This window comes from Salinimicrobium terrae DSM 17865 (assembly GCF_000424665.1).
Lineage (GTDB): Bacteria > Bacteroidota > Bacteroidia > Flavobacteriales > Flavobacteriaceae > Salinimicrobium > Salinimicrobium terrae.
In genome coordinates this window covers 204,070-223,372 of record NZ_KE384222.1, presented here as the reverse complement: position 1 = coordinate 223,372, position 19,303 = coordinate 204,070, and the positions used below count along the sequence as shown (strand labels likewise).

The following is a 19,303-nucleotide window of genomic DNA, read 5'->3' as shown; positions in this document are numbered from 1 at the left end:
AAAAGGTTGTAAAGAACTCACCGAACCTCAAAATATTTAAATGAAAAATCTAAAAATCTCATACACGTTGCTGCTGTTGTTTCTAACTTCAGGGATCTATTCCTGCAGTACGGAGACGAGTCCTGAAAATTCCTGTTATTCCACACAGGATCCGCCCAGAAACGATACAATGGTGAGTATTGACCAGGGAATATGGGGTGATATCTGGTTCTGGAAAGGAAATTTCATGCCTGTGGGACGTGGCGAAATTTGTCAGGTGCAGCGAACGGTCTATATCTATGAACTCACCACAAGGGAAGAGGCCGAGCAGGAAGGCTATTCTCCGTTTTTTTCCAGTGTCTATACCGACCTCGTCACCACGACGGAGTCTAATGCTGAAGGTTTTTTTCAGGTAATACTGGAGCCGGGGACCTATAGTCTCTTTATTAGGGAAGGAGATAATTATTATTCCAACAGCTATGGTCCCGGCGGAGAAATTTTCCCCGTAACCGTAACAGCAGGAGAAGTTTCGGAGGTACTTGTCAATATAACCACAGAAGCTGTCTTTTGAAAATAAACGAAATGCGAACTATCATCTACACAACCAAAAAGCTGGAAAAATTTGCCAAAAAGCTGATTAATAAGAATGGGGACGGAGACATCGAAAACAGTGGAATTCTTGGAAACTGGAATGCGACAATGTTTTACGTCGACCGCAAAAAATGTTTGCTCTTCACCAATAAAAAGACAAAATACAACGTCATTCTTACCAATATTAAAGCTGCAGATTTAAATAAGGTTGGCGATTTATTCAAAAATGCTTTTTATACCCAATTGATCTACGATGGGATCATATCAAGTTTTGACCATATAGCCACTCTTACGGGCGACCTGGTCTTTAGCCCCACAGATAACGATCGCAGCACGACCGGGTTTCAAAATCAACGGATTTCAGATTTTGACTGGTGGAAAGAAGAGTTTGTGACCTTAGAAAATATGCCAATTAAAGAATTGACCGGCCGAATCAACAATGTTCCTATCCATATTGGGAAAAGTCGAAAAATGGAGGATTTTACTTATTCTTCTGAAGAAATGAAAAAACTGATACTTCAATAAGATTTAAAAACCTCAAGACTTACAAATTTCTTTCTTCTCTCTACTGTTCTTTAACCACGACAAAACCTCCCAAAAAAATCATTTTTGACCACTTATTTTATGGATCCGCTTTAGGTTGGCTGGTTCCTTTATAATAAAAGATTTCCGCTGTTTCAGATCTCTGTTTTCGAATCTCCGGTTTGTTCATGACCGGAATTTCTTGCTTTCTGAAGGGATTTTTCAGCAGTTGAAAAGAACTCATCTTCATCCATCCCCTGAAGTTCTTCTGCTTCCTCAGTGCTATACCATGCACTGAATTCTTCAGTTTTATTATTCAAAATTCTGAACATCTTCATATCGGGTTCATAGACCAACTCATAATTTCCAACCATTCGTTTTCTTTCCATAAATATTTTTCTTTTTAAGATACTAAATTTCTGACGGGATCCCAGGAATGATTGAGAAATTTCCCTTGATATTTTTCTTGCGAAACGGTTTCCGGGGTTTTAATAAATTCCTGGAAACCAGCAATTATTTCATTCGACACGCAGCTCCTGTTCAAGTTTCCAAAAGCAGAGAATTCCGACTCTTTTCCCGAACTACCCTGATTCAGAAATAATCTAATGGATAATACCTTTCTGGTATTCAAAATGTTGTTTTCAGCAAAGTCTCCCAAAAATGTCATTTTTGAGTACTTTTAAAAAATGGCTCTAGTTAAAATCGACAAATGGAATCGGTGTCTTGCGCGGCAGGTATCAGCGCAACTTTGGCTCTGGATAATAATTTCTGCTACATGCTCACCATTCAATACTATTGCCCAGACAGATTCTACAGCAGTAATAACAGGTACAGCTAAGCAGGAACCGCTTTTCTCCATTGGTCTGAGTGTACAACACGGCTTCATATTTGCTCATTCTGAAGATGTACAAAATACCAAAGGAGCACGACCAACCGGCATAGAAACTATATTTAGCTGGCAGCGCAACGATTCAGCAATCTTTGCCCTATGCCACTGTTATCCCCGCCAGGGTTTGCTGCTGGCCTATTACGATTATGATGTTCAGATATTGGGCAAGAGTGGCACTGCAGCTTATTTTTTGGAGCCCACTTACAGGATTAGCGACCATGTACTTTTCTCCTTTAAAGGCGCAGGAGGGCTCTCGTATCTAACCAACCCTTACGATAGCATTAGCAACCCCGGCAACCAGTCGTACAGCACCCACCTCAGCGCCTATTTGCTGGTTGGTGTCGGCGCCTGGGTGCAGCTATCGGAGCAGTGGTGGCTTAATCCAAATTTAAACTATCAGCACATTTCAAACGGCAGCACGCGCCAACCCAATAAAGGCATAAACTGGCCTACTGCCGGCATTGCGGTAAATTACCAGCCTACCTACCGACCGTGGTACACGGGCACACCAACCAGTGAAAAATCCTGGAAAGACTACTCCCCTCGTTACGATATCGCTTTGCTGGGCACATTGCGCAACGGCGAGGACGAAGCCGGGGATCGCAGGAGATATCCTCTGGGCGGACTGGCCTTGCAGGCAGGGAAGCAGGTGGGAAGTCTCAGCATGCTCACTTTGGGAGCCGAAGCTTATTACGATGAGGAGTTAAAAGAGAAACTCCGCAGCGAAGGCCTGGATGCCAGCCCGATAAAAGCAGGAGTACTGCTGGGACACGAATTTCTACTGGGACGATTTCAATTCAGTCAGCGCCTGGGTGTTTACGTTTTTGATCAAACACCTTACTACGACCGTATCTTCCATCGCTGGGGTTTGCAGTACCGCATAAACCGTCATTTCAGCGCAGGCTTTAATCTGCTCGCTCACCGGCACGTAGCCGAGGTCATAGATTTCCGGCTGGCCTATACTTTTCAGAAATGGAATGAATAGAAAATTTTCAAATGCTGTGAAATCTGCGGAAACTTTCAAAAGCTTACACAGGGAATTCAGACGTTTAATATTCCCCCGAGTTCAAGAATTACTAACCTCGTAATTCTAACCTTCTTACCATTAATCACAGATTATCATTTTTGACTTATAAATATTAATGCCGTATCTGTTTTTTCTGCCAGTGTTAGTGCCACGTTTCCAAATGCTTTTTGATGTTTTCCGGCTTTTCCCAATCCCATTATTACCAGGTCATGACCTGCGGCCTGGGTGATAAGTTCTAATGCGACGTCATCATTTGGAATGACTCGAACTTCTGTCTTTCCAGGAATTATTCGTCCCGCAAAACGTGAAAGCCTTAAATGGTTCTTTTGAAGTGTTTCCCTGGGAGTATTTGAAGGCAGAATTTGAATAAATGTAATTTCAGGCTGTGATGCACGCCAAAGGCTGGCGGCAACTCGTGCCCGCAGCGGATCATGACTTTCAAAACCGGCGACAGGAATCAGGACTTTTCGTGCTGCGGTAATTTTCCATCCACTAAAAGGCTGCCGGAATACAACCACATCTGCCTTTACGTGTTTTACCAGTTTTTCCAGATTCTGATGGGTTTGGAAATCGTTCAGGTCACTCAAACCCAACAACAAACTCCCGCAATTGTGTTCTTTCACTACCCGTTCAATCTCTTCCCATGGATGGTCAGCAATAGTGGTAAGAGTTTCCGGTCGCAAACCGGCTTCAAAAGAAGCTTTAAGTGCGTAATGTGTTACGTTTCGGCTTGATAAAAGTCTTTTATCAAGATCATCCTTTTCAGTACTTGGGATGACGATCGAATGAAGCAGGATCCTTCCAATTACCGGGGGTGCCAGTGCATTGGCAAGAAATACCATGGATTCTGCATTTGCAGGGTTTGATATTGGGAGCAATACGAGCGGACTCAGTCCTCTCAACCGAATCAAATCGGGATCCAGGGCATGTTCAGACGCTTCAATGGTCCGGGCTTTTCTTACAAAAAAGGACACAAACAATACAGCTCCTACAAAGAGCCATATCAATGCAATAATTCCGGCAGCCGGCACCACAATGGCCTGAAATACGGCTAATCCTAAACAAGAAATTATTCCCACAATTGGAAGGGCAGGAAAAAAAGGCGCCCTAAAGGTCTCACTCTCCTTATATCCACGATTTCGCATTAAGATCATGATGAGATGTGCAAGCGCAAAAGTGATAAGGAAGATCAAACTGGAAGCTGCACCAGCCGCCGCCAGATCTGGCAGGATCAAAACCAGAAATGCTACAATTCCACAGGTAACGTATATCGAGGTAATTGGTGTCCCGAATCTCTCATCAATATTTGACAGGTGATGATTTAAAGTACGGTCTTTTGCCATGCTCAGTGAGATTCGTGAAGCTGCAAAAAGATTGGCCTGTAAAGCCGATAACATTGAAAATATTCCCGCTACCAATACCAGCCAGAACCCAAAAGCTCCAAGATAATTCTGTGCAGCAACGGCCAAAACAGTTTCAGGATTTTCCCGGCTCAGTTCTGTTATTGACTCCCCCGGCAGCACACCAACGGTCGACATCAAAAAAAGTAAGGGTATGTAAATAATAAGGCCTACTGCAAGAGTGCCCATCATTGCCTTAGGGATGTTTTTTTCAGGATTTTTAATCTCACCCGCAGCAGAACCGATTAAATCAAACCCCTGTAGGGCGATAAACGTATAACCCATTGCTGCGATCACTCCGCTGAAACCACCCGAGAAAAACGGATCCAGGCTTTCTTTTATATGACTGAATGGGGTTTGTACAAAAACAGCGAGTCCGCCGGCTATGAGTACGGCAAATACAGCGAGTTTCCCAATATTGATAACGGCGCCGCCATCACCGGAACTTCTTGTAAGGCTGAAGGCAAAGTAGCCTATGGAAGCAACGGCCAGGAAAACCGGGAGCATTTCGAACTCCAGGATGCCGCTGAGCCCTTCTGACGGAATTTGCTGAAGGGCAAACACAGCAAAAGCTCCAAAACCAAGAGCATAAAGGACTGCCGCTACCAGGGAAGCGAACCATACAATCCACCCCACTCCAAAAGCTACCTGAAGCGATAGTGCTTTCTTCGCATAAGTATAAGTACCTCCTGACTGCGGATTTGCCGAAGCCATCTCAGCAAAACTTAGGGCAGTAATAAAAGCTATTAATCCATTGAGCGCAAAGGCAAGGATTGCCGAAGGCCCGCTAACCGCAAAGGCCACCCCCGCCAGGGCGAGAATTCCACCTCCCACCATTGCTCCCACTCCAATACCTAACGCTCCCGAAAATCCAATGGTGCGTGTTGTTACTGGAGAAGATGGATCTGGATTCATTTTAAAGTAAAATAATAAATAGCGGAAAGAGGTTTGTCATAAATCAAATTTAGTCATTCCTTTCAAAAAGGGTGAATTTGGATTAAACATCCCGGATTTAGCATTCGGAAATTAGACCTGGTCCAATGGCAATTTGTACACAAAAACCAATTATAATCTGGAGCTTGAAATTAGGATTTTCCCGCTAACTGATTACGGAGCACTGTCAATTTCGATCTTACTTTCCCATTCAGAAGATACAATGTCATCCTTTTTGATCAGGTTTCCTGAGGTTGTAATTCTATACCGGTTTTCTTCCGGATGTTGCAGATCCCAAATGATATTTTCTGCTTCAGGAAAATCGGCATTTCCATTAATTTGATCTTCAAACAGCCTTTTTACTATATTTCTATCAGAAAGACCATCATTCAACAATCTCAACAGCATTTCTTTGGTAAGAACGGTTTCATTATTTTCATCTAAAGGGGTAACAGAACACTCGATTATTGTTGCGCTAGAGCTGGGAAATTTCCCGTTGTATGCTTTAAACAGCAATTGATTTACATGAAATAAAGCAGCCTGCAATTCCATTTCAGGATATTCCTCGCACACCTTGTCGTTCAACATATCATTGGAAATCTGGTCGATTTGGCCTTCAGATAAATGCTCCCCCAGTTTGTAGGCTAAAACTATTCTCGCAGCTTCAGAAGGCTCAAAATCTGTAATGGCCATAAAAAGCAATTCCCTTAAACCTTCGGTGCCGGTATCTTCCGCATCGGGATATTCAAATTTATCCAGTAGTTGAATATAATCCTCATTAGACCAGTACTCGGTAATTTCATCAACCGTATGGGCATTCTCTATTTTTACTTTGTATTTCATCATTCCTTTTTTAATCGGGTGTAATATTTTCCTAAGCTTGTATTATAGGCAATTACATTCACAAAGCAGTTGTATAAACTCACAACTTTACTGTATTTCCTTCTATTCCGGATTATAAGTTCGACGTCTTGATATTTAAATTTAAAAGATTTTATTTATCAAACGCCCTTGTTAACCCCAGCGTGAGAACAGTTTAAGATTTCCACTCTCACGCCTGCTCCGGATAAAAATGATTCTTTTATGGAAAGTTTATCTTCTTTTTGAGAATGCTATGTGGTTATTATCCGTATTATACTTTAAAGGGTAAAAACTATGGAAAAAACAAAATTAAACCAATCTATTAACTGGCTGGAAAATCTGCTGGAGGATTTTAAAGAAGCGAAAGCAAGAGGAAAAGAGACAAATTCAAACCAGGTTAGAGCAGAATCCATTTCTGATATAGAAGAGATTACTCAAAGGCTGGAAAATTACATACGCAGTAATGAAGAGCTGCTGGAACAGATCACAGGTACTGAAATTGAGCTGGCCAGAAAAATTTCATGGAATGATGTGGTACGACCTTCCCATTTTGAAGAAGATCTTAGGAAGGAGATCATTAATCTTAAAAAGAAGGCTCCGTCTTAATACTGGAAATTTGCCGAAAATTAAATAGTTTTCTTACTTCCAAATAAAAAAAAATGAACACTAATAAGACCTCTATCAGTTCCCTAATAGCTTAATTCACAATAAAATTAGTTCTGTCCACCCCTGTATTCCCGGTAATTGGATCATAAGCATAAATGAGGAGTTCGTATAAGCCCGGTTCCAGATTCGTTTCTGCAGAAAAAGTACTGGGCTTCTCCCCCGGCACAAGTTCCAGTTCGCGCACTTCTTTTCCATCGCGACTAAGGACTGCATTGATTTCATACTGGTCTGCATCCCAAATTCCTCCCGGAGTAATAGGACAACCACACATCATGACCACATTGGCTTCTAATTCTATCTGGCTTTCTTCACTTATTCGTTCATGTGTTTGAGGGGAAAGTATATCCACCACAAAACCAAGCACTTCAAGGATAAGTCCGTCGCCGGTGATGTCTTTTCCGGGAAGCAGCCACAGCTGAGTGCTGCTCATTACCCGCGCTTGCTTTTTCGTGTAAGGGGCATAGGCTTCAACCGTTACAAAAACCGGCTCCTCAAGATCCAACTTTGCCAGATATCCGGCGGTTTCTTCATCGGCTAATCTTTCATTCCGGCTGTGGGCCTGCTGCATGATAAGTTCTGTATCTCCCGTACTTCCGCTGGTCATTCCGCTTGCAAGCACTTCTCCCGTTTCAGCATTTTTAATAAAAATTTTCGCCCCTCCAATAGAGCTGCCAATAAACTTGGCGTCTTTTGAACGAACTCTTACCATTACCTCAGTTTCCTGAGCGTAAAGTTGCGGAATCATCATAAGAAGCCCAAGCATGAACCCAACAATGTTATACCAGTTTTTCATTTTTCTATATTTTATCCTTCTAATTTACAGCACTGCAGCCAAATCATAAAAGTCTTAATGTTTTTTTATAATCCATTCTACACTCCAGAACCACATTTCCACAATATTTCCCTCTCCCTTTTGAACATTATTATCACAGCCTCTCCAAAAAAGCTTTCACCTCTTTTTCAAAAAATTCCACAGGAATATTGTGGTCCAATCCGGGAGCCAAATGCACGTGAATATTCGTTACCGGGTTAAAATTTTCGGAGAGAAAGGAGAGTGTGTCTGCCGGGGCAACAACACCGTCCCTCTGCCCAATAACGATGTGCTTCAGGTTGTTATAACTTATTTCCGAAGGAATATTTTGAGGAACAGATCTCTTCTTGAGTGCCGGATTGAATAACAACGCCGGGCGAACAAGGGCATTCGAAACATAATAAGCTGCAAAGCCTCCCATACTGCTGCCCATTACCACATTAATATCCAAACCTGTACACGAATTCAGGTAAGTTTTAATGGCATCGGGATTAGTATAGTAGTTCACTTCGGGAGCGTGAACTTTACCATACTTCTCTAAAATGGCTTTTTTCTCGGGACTTAATTTGCTATCAAGTCCGTGTAAATACAGGATGTTCAAAATTCCGGAATTTATAATTATACTACATTAATTGATTTACAATTTACAAATTTCATTATGGTCTTAAATATTAATCTGAAAAACAAGCACCGGAGTTGTGGTTTAGACTTTTTTTTACGGATCATACATCCCTCTAAACTTTAAAAAACCAACCGGAATTTCCATCCTTTTAACAGTTACCAATCATTTTACAGAATTAGATTATTACCCTTCTAAGGTTACTAATTATCATGGAAATTTAATCTTTGGTAAAGGAGCTTTTCAATCCTTAGTACCCGAGGTTAAATAATAACATGTAGAACCTCATCCTGTGTAAAATAACAACGACTTAACACTAATTTCAACATAGGTCCTCTAAATTTAAGGTTCTAACCATAAAATTTTTAGAGTGATGAATGTAATTAATATTAATTATTTGAAATCTGTAATGATAGTGCTGGTACTTGCACTAGCAAGTTGCGGATCGGCTAAAAAAACAGGAGATGATCTTGTTGCCGACGCCAGAGAGGAAAAAGCTATGATCGAAAGGGAATATCCCATGATGGCTGATCATTTTAATGAAGCCGCGGGTTATGCTATTTTTCCAAACGTGGGTAAAGGAGCTTATATTATTGGAGGCGCTTCCGGTAACGGGGCAGTTTATGAAAACGGCAACCTCATAGGATATGCTGATCTTAAACAGGTAGATGTTGGTCTTCAAATAGGCGGAAAAGCTTTTGTCGAAGTATTGTTCTTTGAAACTGAAGAAGATCTTCAACAATTCAAAGATGGCAGCTACCAGCTGGATGCAAGTGCATCTGCGGTAATTCTGGATAAAGGAATTTCAAAAAATCTGGATTTTGAAAATGGAGTTGCAGTGGTTACCGTCCCTAAAGGAGGCGCCATGGCAGGAATCTCTGTGGGCGGACAAAGATTTGATTTTAATCCAATCCAATAAATATTGAAAAATATTAGTTAATGTAGAAAGCGGCTTTCAATTTGGAAGCTGCTTTCATTTTAAATAGCTTGGTTTAAAAAATTAGTCCTCTCTGGTCCTGAGTTTTTTTACCGGCAATTCTCCACTTTCAATCATCTTAATTGTATGATTGTATCCCACTTTAATGATCTCCTCGATTTTTGCAAACTCAAATAAGGTATAATTCTGCATCTCCGGTGGATCTATCAAAAAATCGCACAATTTCATTTCAGGTCTTGAGTTTTGGGTAATACCAAGGTTAATTGCACGCTCCATAATACTGCGCGGCCCCGGAAAACTATCTTTTTGACCGGGAAAATTTACATGAGAACCTATAAGATACCTACATTTTTCCCTTATAGCTGAAGCCGGAAGGTTGCAGAATAGTCCACCGTCCACATAATTCCCTTCCTCTAATACTATGGGTGCAAAAAAACCCGGCACCGAGCAACTGGCGATGATATAATCAAAAAGAGGTCCGCTGCTGCGCATTTCGCCACAGGCTTTATTAAGGTTGGAAAGTGCAAGATAGAACGGCTTTTTAAGCCCCGAAAAATCATCTTTCTCAATATATCTTTGGAGTGCCACTTTCATTTTCTCCAGCTTATAGAGTCCGGTACGAGTCCACGAAAAGCCGGTCATTTTGGAAAAAGTTTCCTCGGTAAGGATTTTTTGAATGCCTCCCGGAGAATAGCCGGCGGCGTAGAGTGCTCCTACAACCGCGCCCATGCTGGTTCCCGAGATGACCTGCGGCTCGATGCCATGTTCATGCAGGGCCTGCAGCACCCCAACATGAGCGTAGCCACGGGCACTACCACCACTAAGGCTTATCCCAACCTTGTATTCATATTTTTTTCTAAACGGAAATATATCCTGAAGATTCAAGCTGCTTTGTTTTTTTCCCTTTCAGGAGTTTCGAATTGCACCGCAAGATACCATTTTTGGGGTTTGTTTATTTTAAATCTAGTAACCAAATGAGCCCGAGGCGCAGCCGAGGATTAGTCGAAGTGCTGGTTTACCAAATTTCCACTTCAAAAGGACTTCGACTACTCGCCGCAGTTCAGGCAAAGCCCTCACTACGTCGGCTCAGTCTGACAACATACTAAAAACTCAAAATAAACAAAGGCGCAGTCAGGGTCGTCCATCGTAGCAGAATGTTACACTGAACCCAAGGCGCAGCCGAGGATTAGTCGAAGTGCTGGTTTACCAAATTTCCACTTCAAAAGGACTTTGACTACTCGCCGCAGTTCAGGCAAAGTTCTCACTACGTCGGCTCAGTCTGACAACACCCTAAAAACACAAAATAAAACAAAGGCGCAGTCAGGGTCGTCCATCGTAGCAGAATGTCACACTGAACCCAAGGCGCAGCCGAGGATCATTCGAAGTGCTTATTATCCAAATTTATTACCTTTTAAAAATGACATTTTTGCTTCCTTTTGAAAGGCTGTTGCTCAAATGCAAAAAATCTGTAACTTTAGAATTCTTGAATCTTCTACGATTGAGGAGCCAATTCCGATTTAAATATCTAAAGTAACTGAGGACAGAATATTTCAAATATAATTCACTTTTACATTCTAAAGTTCTGTCCCGCAGAGGGGTGGAAGTATTTATTGTCTCTATTTTTCTTCTCCTCTCTTCCTGTACCCCGAAAATTGCACCCCTGGAAGCACCAGTACCTCAACCTGAAGAATTCACATCTCAGGGCCCTGTAGCCTTGTCCGATGAATGGTGGGCCAGTTTTGATGATCCTATCCTTGATTCATTGGTGCAGGTTGGTCTTGAGGAGAATCTTGTTTTAGCAGGAAACTGGCAGCAGTACAAAGCTGCCCGGGCAATTGTTAGAAGGGAAAGATCATTCCTCTTCCCCGAGGTTGATGCTTTTGCAGGAGTAGCCAGGAACCAGCCTCAGGGGAATTTTTCTGAAGATCTGCAATTTCAAACGGGGCTTGCCGCTTCTTATGAACTTGATGTGTGGGGACGCATTCGCGCAGGAATACAGGCTGAAAAGTATACCGCTGAAGCCATTTTACGCGACTACCAGGCTGCTGCCATGACAGTTTCGGCCGAGATATCCAACACCTGGTACGAGCTCCTTACCGCCCATAAACAACTTGAATTAATAGAACAGCAGATAGAGACCAATGAAGCCATCGTAAAACTGATTCGGGCTCGATTCGCCGGCGGACAGATACGTGCCGTAGATATTCTGCGACAGGAACAGCTGCTTGAAAGCACACGGGATTTAAAGATCTTTTATGAGACTAATCTTGAGCTGCTGGAGAATAGGCTCGCAGTTCTGCTAGGTCGTCCACCACAAAATGTTGAGGATTTTCGAACAGGAATTATTCCAAATTTACCTCCACTTCCGCAAACAGGTTTACCTCTGGAACTTATCCGCCGCCGACCCGATTTGCAACAGGCTTATAATCTGGTTCTGGCTGCCGATAGAGAAATGGCATTTGCCATAAGGAGTAAATTCCCTATAATCTCACTGGAAGCCACCGGCAGGTTTAATTCTGCAGAAATGGGCAATCTCTTTGAGAACTGGACCTATAGTCTTGCGGGAAACCTGATAGCACCCATTATCTACGGAGGAAGGCTTTCGGCAGAAGTTGATCGCACGGAAGCAGTAAAGAATCAGCGTCTTTTTGAGTACGGACAGGCTGTGCTCATTGCTTTTGAGGAAGTAGAGAATGCCCTTTTTCAGGAGATGAAACAGATTGAAAGACTGGAGGTTCTGGAAAGAAGACTGGACCTCTCTTCTAAAACTGCTAAACAACTTCGCATTGAGTTCCTTAACGGTTTAAGTCCTTACCTCGATGTGTTGCTGGCCCTTGATGAGCAACAACAACTGGAAAGGGAAATGCTGGAGGCAAGGCAGGAACTGCTGGAGATACGAATAGGACTTTACAGAGCCCTGGCCGGGGCCTTTGAAACAGAGAGAGAAGCCAGGCTCTAAAAACAGAAAGTATGAACACAAAGAAGATCCTTCTTATTTGCATAAGTATTATTATTCTAGCGGGAGCGGTAACTGCCTTTATTTTTATAAGTGAACCCACTGCCCAAAAAGAAGGAGCGACACGGGAAATGGCAATGCTGGTGGATGTAACCGAAGCAGAAGCAGGGGATTTTTCGCCTTCGCTAATAGGGACTGGTATAGTAGAACCTGTAGAAGATGTTATCATTAGTGCCCAGGTAGGTGGTGAGGTGGTGCGTCGCTCCCCTGCTTTTGTACCTGGTGGATTTATAGAAAAAGGCGAGGTCCTCCTTCAAATTGACCCCGCAGACTATCGAAACAATCTGGAATTGCGTAAAAGCGAGTTACTGCAAGCGCAGACAGAGCTTGATGTGGAAATGGGAAGACAGGAAGTAGCCCAGCAGGACCTGGAATTAGTAGGCGGGGATGCTCTTACCCCACAGGAACAGTCTCTGGTACTTCGACAACCTCAGCTCAACGCTGTGAAGGCAAGGATAAAGGCCGCACAGGCAGCTGTGGATCAGGCACGTCTTAATCTTGCCCGCAGTACCATTCGTGCGCCTTTTGATGCGCATATCCTCACCCAAAATGTAACAACCGGTTCCCAGGTTGCTCCCGGGGAAGATCTTGGCAGGCTTGTAGGTACAGAAATCTATCGGGTGATCCTGAGTCTGCCCGTCTCCCGCCTGCAATGGTTACAATTCCCTGATTCAGAGAATGAAAAAGGTTCCCGGGTGCGAATTAGAAATACCGCAGCCTGGCCACCAAACACTTACAGAACAGGTTACCTGGATAGCCAGGTAGGAGCGCTGGATCGCGAGACCCGAATGGCACGTGTTCTTGTGGAAGTACCCGATCCTCTTTCTCAGGATACAGCAGCCGGAAAACCGGAACTCATCATAGGAACTTTTGTTGAAACCCTGGTGGAAGGAAACGAAATTACTAATGTAGTACGCCTCAACAGGGATTACCTGCGTGAAAGTGACAAGGTGTGGGTTATAGAGGACGGAAAATTATCAATTAGGGAAGTTGAAGTTCTGCTTACCGATAACCAATACGCATATATTACCCGGGGACTCGAGGGTGGAGAGAAGGTGATCACCACCAACCTCAGCACAGTAGCCGAAGGAGTTGCTGTTCGCACTGAACTTGATTCCACCTCACGCAACACCACAACTGAAAATGACAGTATAGAATAATGTCCGAAGAAAACTCAAATACCAGAAAAGAAGGAGTCATTGCCTACATGGCCCGGAATTCTATTGCTGCCAACTTAATGATGGTACTCCTGCTTGCAGGTGGTATATGGACCATGTTCCAAATACAGAAAGAAGTTTTCCCGCAATTTCAGCTTGATTATGTAAATGTAAGCGTGCAGTATCCGGGAGCAGCCCCTGCCGAAGTGGAACAGGGAATTCTGCTGCCTATAGAAGAAGCAATCCGTGGAATTCAGGGTATCAAGGAAATTGTCTCCACGGCCCGTGAAGGTTCGGGGCAGGTTTCCATCGAATTAATAGCAGGTACAAATCGCATGAAGGTATTTCAGGATATCGATCAGGCAGTAAGCAGGATACGCACCTTTCCCGATGATATTGAACAGCCGCAGGTAAATTTACAACTACAGCAGCAGGATGTGATGGAAATAAGTCTTTACGGACAGGTAGATATCTGGACTTTAAGGCAACTGGGGGAACAGCTGCGCAATATCCTGCTGAGCAATCCTGAGATCACCCAGGTGGAACTGGGTAACGTGCCAGACTATTTTACCCACATTGAAATCCCAAGATATAACCTGCGAAAATATGACCTTACTCTCGATCAGGTAGCACGTATTGTATCTGAGTCAAGCGAAGATGTCCCTGCGGGAGCCGTGGAAACGGCCACGGGGGAGATCCTGCTCAGAATGAAGGAGAGAAAACAATGGGCAGAAGAATTCAGGAATATAACTATTATAAACTCACCTTCGGGAGCAAAAGTGACTCTGGGAGAGATCGCCACAGTGACCGATGGCTTTGAAGAAAGTGGTTTTCACGGGCAATTTAACCGGGAGCCGGCAGTAAGTCTTTCCATCTATAGAGTGGGTGACCAATCCCCTTTAGATATAGCAGAAACAGTTCAGCAAATTCTTGAAGACTTTCGCCTGCCGCCGGGGGTGAAATACCGGATTGACAGCAATCGCGCAGAGGACTACAGGGAACGTCTTTCCCTGCTTACAGAAAACGGACTAATGGCAGTGGTCATTGTCTTGGTTATTCTCACGCTGTTCCTTGAATACCGTCTCGCTTTTTGGGTTATGATGGGGATGACCATATCCTTCGTTGGCGGGATTATTTTCCTTCCGCTGGTAGGAGTGAGTATTAACATGATCTCCATGTTTGGGTTTTTGGTAGTACTTGGAATCGTGGTAGATGATGCCATAGTAGTGGGTGAGAACGTGTATGAATACCGCAAGAGAGGCCTCAGCCCCATGGATGCCGCCATTGCAGGTACTAAAGATGTTTCCAGACCTGTGATTTTTAGTATTGCCACTACCATCATCGCTTTTATTCCTCTCCTGCTAATGCCGGGAGAGACGGGGAAATTCTGGTGGCCGCTACCTGTGGTCGTAATCGTTATCCTCGCAGTATCTTTATTCGAGGCCCTGTTCATCCTCCCCTCCCATTTGGGCCATATCAAAAAGAAGCAACCAAAGGGCTGGAAGTTGAAACTGGAAAACCTGCAACAGAAATTTGCAGGTGCATTTGACAAATTTGTTCAAAAGTATTACCGGCCACTCCTTGATAAATCGCTCAAGTACCGTTACATCACCCTAACGGCCGCTATTGCCATTTTAATTGTAGTGGGAGGCTACGGGTACAGCGATCATATGGGAATGATCATGATGCCCGAAGTAGCCGCCGATGAAATTGAAGCCGGGGTACGCCTGCCGGAAGGCACTACTACCCTCCAGGCCGGGAAAGTAGCCGAAGAGATTACCAACTCCACCTTTGAAATGTTTGAAGAATACAATCTTTTTGAAGTGGCCGAAGGTGTAAAGACCAATGTAAGGGGACAGAATTTTATTGATGTGGAGATTGTAATGAAACCGCCAGATGAGCGGCAAATGACCGCCCGGGACGTTATTGCCCTGTGGCGGGATAACATTGGCGAAATTGAAGGAGTAGACCAGATCACTTTTGAAGCCGAACGTGGACCGGGAGGGTACCAACAGGCTATTAGTGTAGATCTCAGCCATTCAGATATTGAGGTGCTGGAAAAAGCCAGTACCGCATTTTCCAATAGACTTGAAGCATTTCAAAATACCCGTGACATAAATGACAACTACAATAAGGGAAAACAGCAATTTGATTTTAAGCTCCTCCCGGAAGGAAGAAATCTTGGTCTCACCTCAAATGAAGTTGGCCGGCAGGTAAGGGATGCTTTTTATGGCGCGCTGGCTATGAGACAAATGCGCGCCACCAACGAGATTGAAGTGCGGGTCAAACTGCCGTTGGAAGAAAGACGGGATATTCAGAATCTAGAGAATTTCCTAATCCGGACGCCACAAGGAGTGGAAGTGCCATTGCTGGACGTAGTGAGGATTGAACGGGACGAAGCTTTTACCAGCATCAACAGGCGCGATGGACGCCGTGTTGTAAGTGTGGGCATGGATGTAGAACCGGCAAATAAGGTAGGGCAGGTACTTGCGGCGATTCAAAATGAAGTTCTGCCGCAGCTCCGGGGCGATTTCCCCGGACTTACCTGGTCCTTTGAAGGGAGCCAGGCCGATATGCGGGAATCAACAGATTCCCTGTGGAGCACCTTCTCAATGGCCATGTTAATTATTTATGTGCTATTGGCTATTGCCTTTAGCAGTTATGCGCAGCCGCTCATTGTAATGGCTGCTATTCCATTTGGGATCGTGGGTGCCGTTATAGGACATATTGTTCTAGGGTATGATCTTTCCCTGGTAAGTCTTATGGGAGTGATTGCTCTTACGGGAGTGGTGGTAAATGACAGCCTTATCATGATAGACTACGCCAATAAAAAGCGGGAAGATTGCTCAATATATGAAGCAATCCACGAGGCGGGTCTCCGCCGTTTCCGACCTATTATTCTTACCACCCTTACCACTTTTGGTGGCTTAACTCCCATCATTCTGGAGACCTCGAGTCAGGCTTATTACCTCATCCCTATGGCCATTTCTTTAGGCTTCGGGATCGTCTTTGCAACTTCGATTATACTCTTGATCGTGCCCTGTCTTTATCTCATCCTGGAAGATGCGAAAATGTATATAAACCATGGCCGCACCGTGCCGCGGGAAATACCTTCAGAAAATGCCTGATCAACCTGAATATCTTCTAAAGTTTTCCAGAGCTTCAGGAGCTTGATCGATTTTTCATATCTTTAGATCTACCTGAAAAGTCTCAACCAAAAGAACCTCCAAAAATGCTATTTTTGACACCTAATTTAGCAGAAACTTCAGCTGATCATCATGACAATAATTTTTCCTGAAAAGCCCCTTTTTAATAGAAATATTTTTTTTCTCTTTAGCATAGTCGCTATTCTTCAGCTCTGGTCTTCCGCCGAAATGCAGGCGCAAATCCCCGGCACACAAACCGAACCTGAAGCCTCTGAAGAACCTCAATGGCCCGAAGATGCCTTGGGAAGACGTACTCCCCGTAGCAGCATTGCAGGTTTTATCTCTGCCGTAGCCGAAAAAGATTACGATAAAGCAGGAGAATATTTTAAAACAATTCAGGGAGAAAACATTGGACTCTCACAGGAAGAACTGGCTGCTAATCTCGAAATTCTGCTAAATCAACGTGGGCAAGTGATGCCGTACTCCTGGTTGAGCGATGATATAGAGGGACGACTGGATGACGACCTGCCTAACCACCTGGATCGCGTGGGTACAGTTACAACATCCAATGAAAGTTTTGACATCCTGCTCGAAAAGGTAGAGGGTCCCGCGGATGGACCTTTGTGGCTGTTTTCAGATCAAACTATAGAATACATAGAAGAACTTTCAAGCCTGGAAGAAAACGTGCTGCTCCTTAGCCGTATTACACCCGATATACTTGAGCAATATGAAATTTGGGGAGCTACTGTAGGCCAATGGCTGGCATTACTTATTTTGGCTGCTTTATCTTATGCCGCTGCCTGGCTCATTATTCAGTTTTTCCTTTACATCATTCCGCTGGTATGGAGAAGAGCACGAACCGAGCCAACAGCCGGAGTTCTCAAAGCCTTTGCCTTACCCGTCAAACTTTATCTCGCTGTTTGGTTATTTGTCGCCCTGTCACAGGAAATAGGCATTACAATAGTTCTACGCCAGCGGTTTAGCGGAATCACCCTGATCATCGGTTTGTTGGCATTCCTTATTCTTTTATGGCGCTTATCGGAATTCCTGGGGGCTTTTAGCACCAAAAGAATGAGTGCGCGTGGCAATCTCTCTGGTGTCTCTGTTGCACTTTTTCTCAAAAGAGCAGCTAAGATTGCCATTATAGCCTTTGGGATAATTGCCATTTTAGGTGCCGTAGGTGTAGATATTACCACAGGTTTGGCGGCACTGGGAATTGGTGGTTTGGCATTGGCCCTGGGAGCACAAAAAACAATCGAAAATTTTGTAGGCAGTGTTACAGTTATTACAGACCAGCCCATAAGGGTCGGTGATTTCTGTAAAGTGGGCGACACAATCGGGGTGGTGGAAAAGATCGGAATGCGTTCAACCAGGATTAGGACACTTGCCCGAACGGTCGTTACTATTCCCAATGGGGAATTTTCCTCCAGTAGAATTGAGAATTATGCCCACAGAGACAAATTCTGGTTTAATACAATTATAGGTTTAAGATATGAAACCACCCCAGATCAAATTAGGTATCTACTGGTGGAGTTGAGAACCATTTTATATGCTCACCCCATGGTTACTTCGGACATAACCCGGGTGCGGTTTATAGAATTAGGATCGGATTCCATAAACCTTGAAATTTTCACCTATATAAAGGTAAGCACTTTTGATGAATATCTGGAAGTGAAGGAGGACCTGCTCCTGCGCATTATGGATGTAGTTGGAGAGAGCGGTACAGGTTTCGCTTTCCCGTCTCAGACCATTTACTTCGGAAAAGATACCGGTCTTTCAAAAGAAAAATCGAAAACTGCCGAAGAAAAGGTTCGCCAGTGGAAGGAAAAGGGAGACTTACAGCTGCCTAAATTTGATCCCGAACATATAAAAGAAATTGAAGATAAAATTCCTTATCCGCCTGAAGGTTCTGCCGAGCAGAAGAATAAAGGAACGGGAACAATTCCGGGTCTGTAAAGGAATATATCTAAGAGGGAGCAGAATAACCTAATTTTACCCTAGGGCAGCTGATAGAAAGTTGAAGTAAGGAATGATACAAAGTTCCTCATCGACTACTTTTATAATCTGATTAATAAAGAGAATGAGTAAACAATTAAGATAATCAACTCTTTTTCTAAATTACCTTTAACTAACAAGCCTCCAAAACGGCATTTTTGGAAGGTACTATAATTAAAAAAATGGACTTTTACGAAAACATAAGATTAGGAAACACAGAAAATATAAAAGAACAACTTGAAGCAGATTCCTCTTTAGTGAATACAAAAGATCCTAAAGGCTTTCCTCCTATTGTTCTGGCAACATATAATGGACAGCCAGAAATAGCCCGGCTCCTCTTAGAACATGGAGCCGATATTGATGCAAAAGATGTTGCCGGGAACACAGCTCTCATGGGGATATGCTTTAAAGGTAACAGGGATATCGCACTCATGTTAATAGCCAACGGTGCCGATGTCAATGCCCGTAATTTTGGTGGGGCCACCCCTCTTATTTTCGCTGCCATGTTTGATCAACAGGAAATAGCCCGGCTATTGCTGGAAAACGGAGCAGATAAAACAATGAGAGACGCGCAGGGAATTACCGCCTACGCTCATTCTCAGAAAAAAGAAAACATTGAATTACAGAAGCTACTAAAAACGTAAAAGAGGCAAAAATATCCCTGGAGATTTTTCCTTTTTCTTAGCTTTTTAGGACATTCCCTTAAAATATACATAATTCATTGGTGGTCACAGCTGTTTCCCTTAATTTAGAA

Annotated in this window: 16 protein-coding genes; 10 read left to right on the top strand and 6 right to left on the bottom strand. The window is 43.5% G+C overall.

Features of this window, described 5'->3' with window-relative positions; all coding sequences use genetic code 11:
* Window positions 1-40: 40 nt before the first annotated feature.
* The gene (locus H148_RS18090) at window positions 41-550 is read left to right on the top strand and encodes a hypothetical protein (RefSeq protein ID WP_051286538.1); all 510 of its coding nucleotides are present in this window, start codon (window positions 41-43) and stop codon (window positions 548-550) included.
* Between the two features lie 11 nt (window positions 551-561).
* On the top strand, window positions 562-1,095 hold the full coding sequence (locus H148_RS0115445; RefSeq protein WP_029035609.1) for a DUF6933 domain-containing protein: 534 nt from the start codon (window positions 562-564) through the stop codon (window positions 1,093-1,095).
* Between the two features lie 152 nt (window positions 1,096-1,247).
* Here the strand turns inward: H148_RS0115445 and H148_RS0115440 are convergent, their stop codons facing one another.
* Window positions 1,248-1,481, bottom strand: coding sequence for a hypothetical protein (locus H148_RS0115440; protein ID WP_029035608.1), 234 nt, complete (start codon window positions 1,479-1,481; stop codon window positions 1,248-1,250).
* Between the two features lie 297 nt (window positions 1,482-1,778).
* Between H148_RS0115440 and H148_RS0115430 the strand changes: the two genes are divergently transcribed.
* The gene (locus H148_RS0115430; protein WP_029035606.1) at window positions 1,779-2,966 is read left to right on the top strand and encodes an acyloxyacyl hydrolase; all 1,188 of its coding nucleotides are present in this window, start codon (window positions 1,779-1,781) and stop codon (window positions 2,964-2,966) included.
* Window positions 2,967-3,100: 134 nt separating this feature from the next.
* Here the strand turns inward: H148_RS0115430 and H148_RS0115425 are convergent, their stop codons facing one another.
* Window positions 3,101-5,323 carry an APC family permease gene (locus tag H148_RS0115425; RefSeq protein ID WP_051286536.1) on the bottom strand — a complete coding sequence of 741 codons (2,223 nt, stop codon included), beginning with the start codon at window positions 5,321-5,323 and terminating at the stop codon, window positions 3,101-3,103.
* A gap of 192 nt (window positions 5,324-5,515) precedes the next feature.
* Window positions 5,516-6,187: a hypothetical protein gene (locus tag H148_RS0115420; protein ID WP_245583438.1), complete on the bottom strand. Its 672-nt coding sequence runs from the start codon at window positions 6,185-6,187 to the stop codon at window positions 5,516-5,518.
* A gap of 309 nt (window positions 6,188-6,496) precedes the next feature.
* On the opposite strand from H148_RS0115420, the gene H148_RS0115415 reads away from it, so the two are divergent.
* The gene (locus H148_RS0115415) at window positions 6,497-6,808 is read left to right on the top strand and encodes a hypothetical protein (protein ID WP_029035603.1); all 312 of its coding nucleotides are present in this window, start codon (window positions 6,497-6,499) and stop codon (window positions 6,806-6,808) included.
* Between the two features lie 91 nt (window positions 6,809-6,899).
* On the opposite strand, the gene H148_RS0115410 is transcribed toward H148_RS0115415, so the two are convergent.
* Both H148_RS0115410 and H148_RS0115405 read right to left on the bottom strand, forming a co-directional pair.
* Window positions 6,900-7,661, bottom strand: a complete 762-nt coding sequence (locus H148_RS0115410) for a hypothetical protein (RefSeq protein WP_029035602.1) — start codon at window positions 7,659-7,661, stop codon at window positions 6,900-6,902.
* A gap of 133 nt (window positions 7,662-7,794) precedes the next feature.
* Window positions 7,795-8,280, bottom strand: coding sequence for a YqiA/YcfP family alpha/beta fold hydrolase (locus H148_RS0115405; RefSeq protein ID WP_169578583.1), 486 nt, complete (start codon window positions 8,278-8,280; stop codon window positions 7,795-7,797).
* 391 nt (window positions 8,281-8,671) lie between these two features.
* Between H148_RS0115405 and H148_RS0115400 the strand changes: the two genes are divergently transcribed.
* Window positions 8,672-9,217, top strand: coding sequence for a lipid-binding SYLF domain-containing protein (locus H148_RS0115400; RefSeq protein ID WP_029035600.1), 546 nt, complete (start codon window positions 8,672-8,674; stop codon window positions 9,215-9,217).
* Window positions 9,218-9,298: 81 nt separating this feature from the next.
* Here H148_RS0115400 and H148_RS18085 read toward each other — a convergent pair whose 3' ends face one another.
* Window positions 9,299-10,120 (bottom strand): patatin-like phospholipase family protein, encoded by an 822-nt coding sequence (locus tag H148_RS18085; protein WP_051286534.1) that lies wholly within the window; start codon window positions 10,118-10,120, stop codon window positions 9,299-9,301.
* Window positions 10,121-10,832: 712 nt separating this feature from the next.
* On the opposite strand from H148_RS18085, the gene H148_RS18080 reads away from it, so the two are divergent.
* The 5 genes from H148_RS18080 (at window position 10,833) to H148_RS0115370 (ending at window position 19,193) form a co-directional block, all read left to right on the top strand.
* Window positions 10,833-12,194 carry an efflux transporter outer membrane subunit gene (locus H148_RS18080; protein WP_037325449.1) on the top strand — a complete coding sequence of 454 codons (1,362 nt, stop codon included), beginning with the start codon at window positions 10,833-10,835 and terminating at the stop codon, window positions 12,192-12,194.
* Between the two features lie 11 nt (window positions 12,195-12,205).
* Entirely contained in the window at window positions 12,206-13,411 is a 1,206-nt protein-coding gene (locus tag H148_RS18075; protein WP_051286532.1) for an efflux RND transporter periplasmic adaptor subunit, read from the top strand.
* Entirely contained in the window at window positions 13,411-16,536 is a 3,126-nt protein-coding gene (locus H148_RS0115380) for an efflux RND transporter permease subunit (protein WP_029035599.1), read from the top strand. The genes H148_RS18075 and H148_RS0115380 overlap by 1 nt, the downstream gene beginning before the upstream one ends.
* Window positions 16,537-16,686: 150 nt before the next feature.
* Window positions 16,687-18,510 carry a mechanosensitive ion channel family protein gene (locus tag H148_RS0115375; protein ID WP_156877272.1) on the top strand — a complete coding sequence of 608 codons (1,824 nt, stop codon included), beginning with the start codon at window positions 16,687-16,689 and terminating at the stop codon, window positions 18,508-18,510.
* Window positions 18,511-18,731: 221 nt separating this feature from the next.
* Window positions 18,732-19,193 carry an ankyrin repeat domain-containing protein gene (locus H148_RS0115370; protein WP_029035597.1) on the top strand — a complete coding sequence of 154 codons (462 nt, stop codon included), beginning with the start codon at window positions 18,732-18,734 and terminating at the stop codon, window positions 19,191-19,193.
* Window positions 19,194-19,303 lie beyond the last annotated feature (110 nt).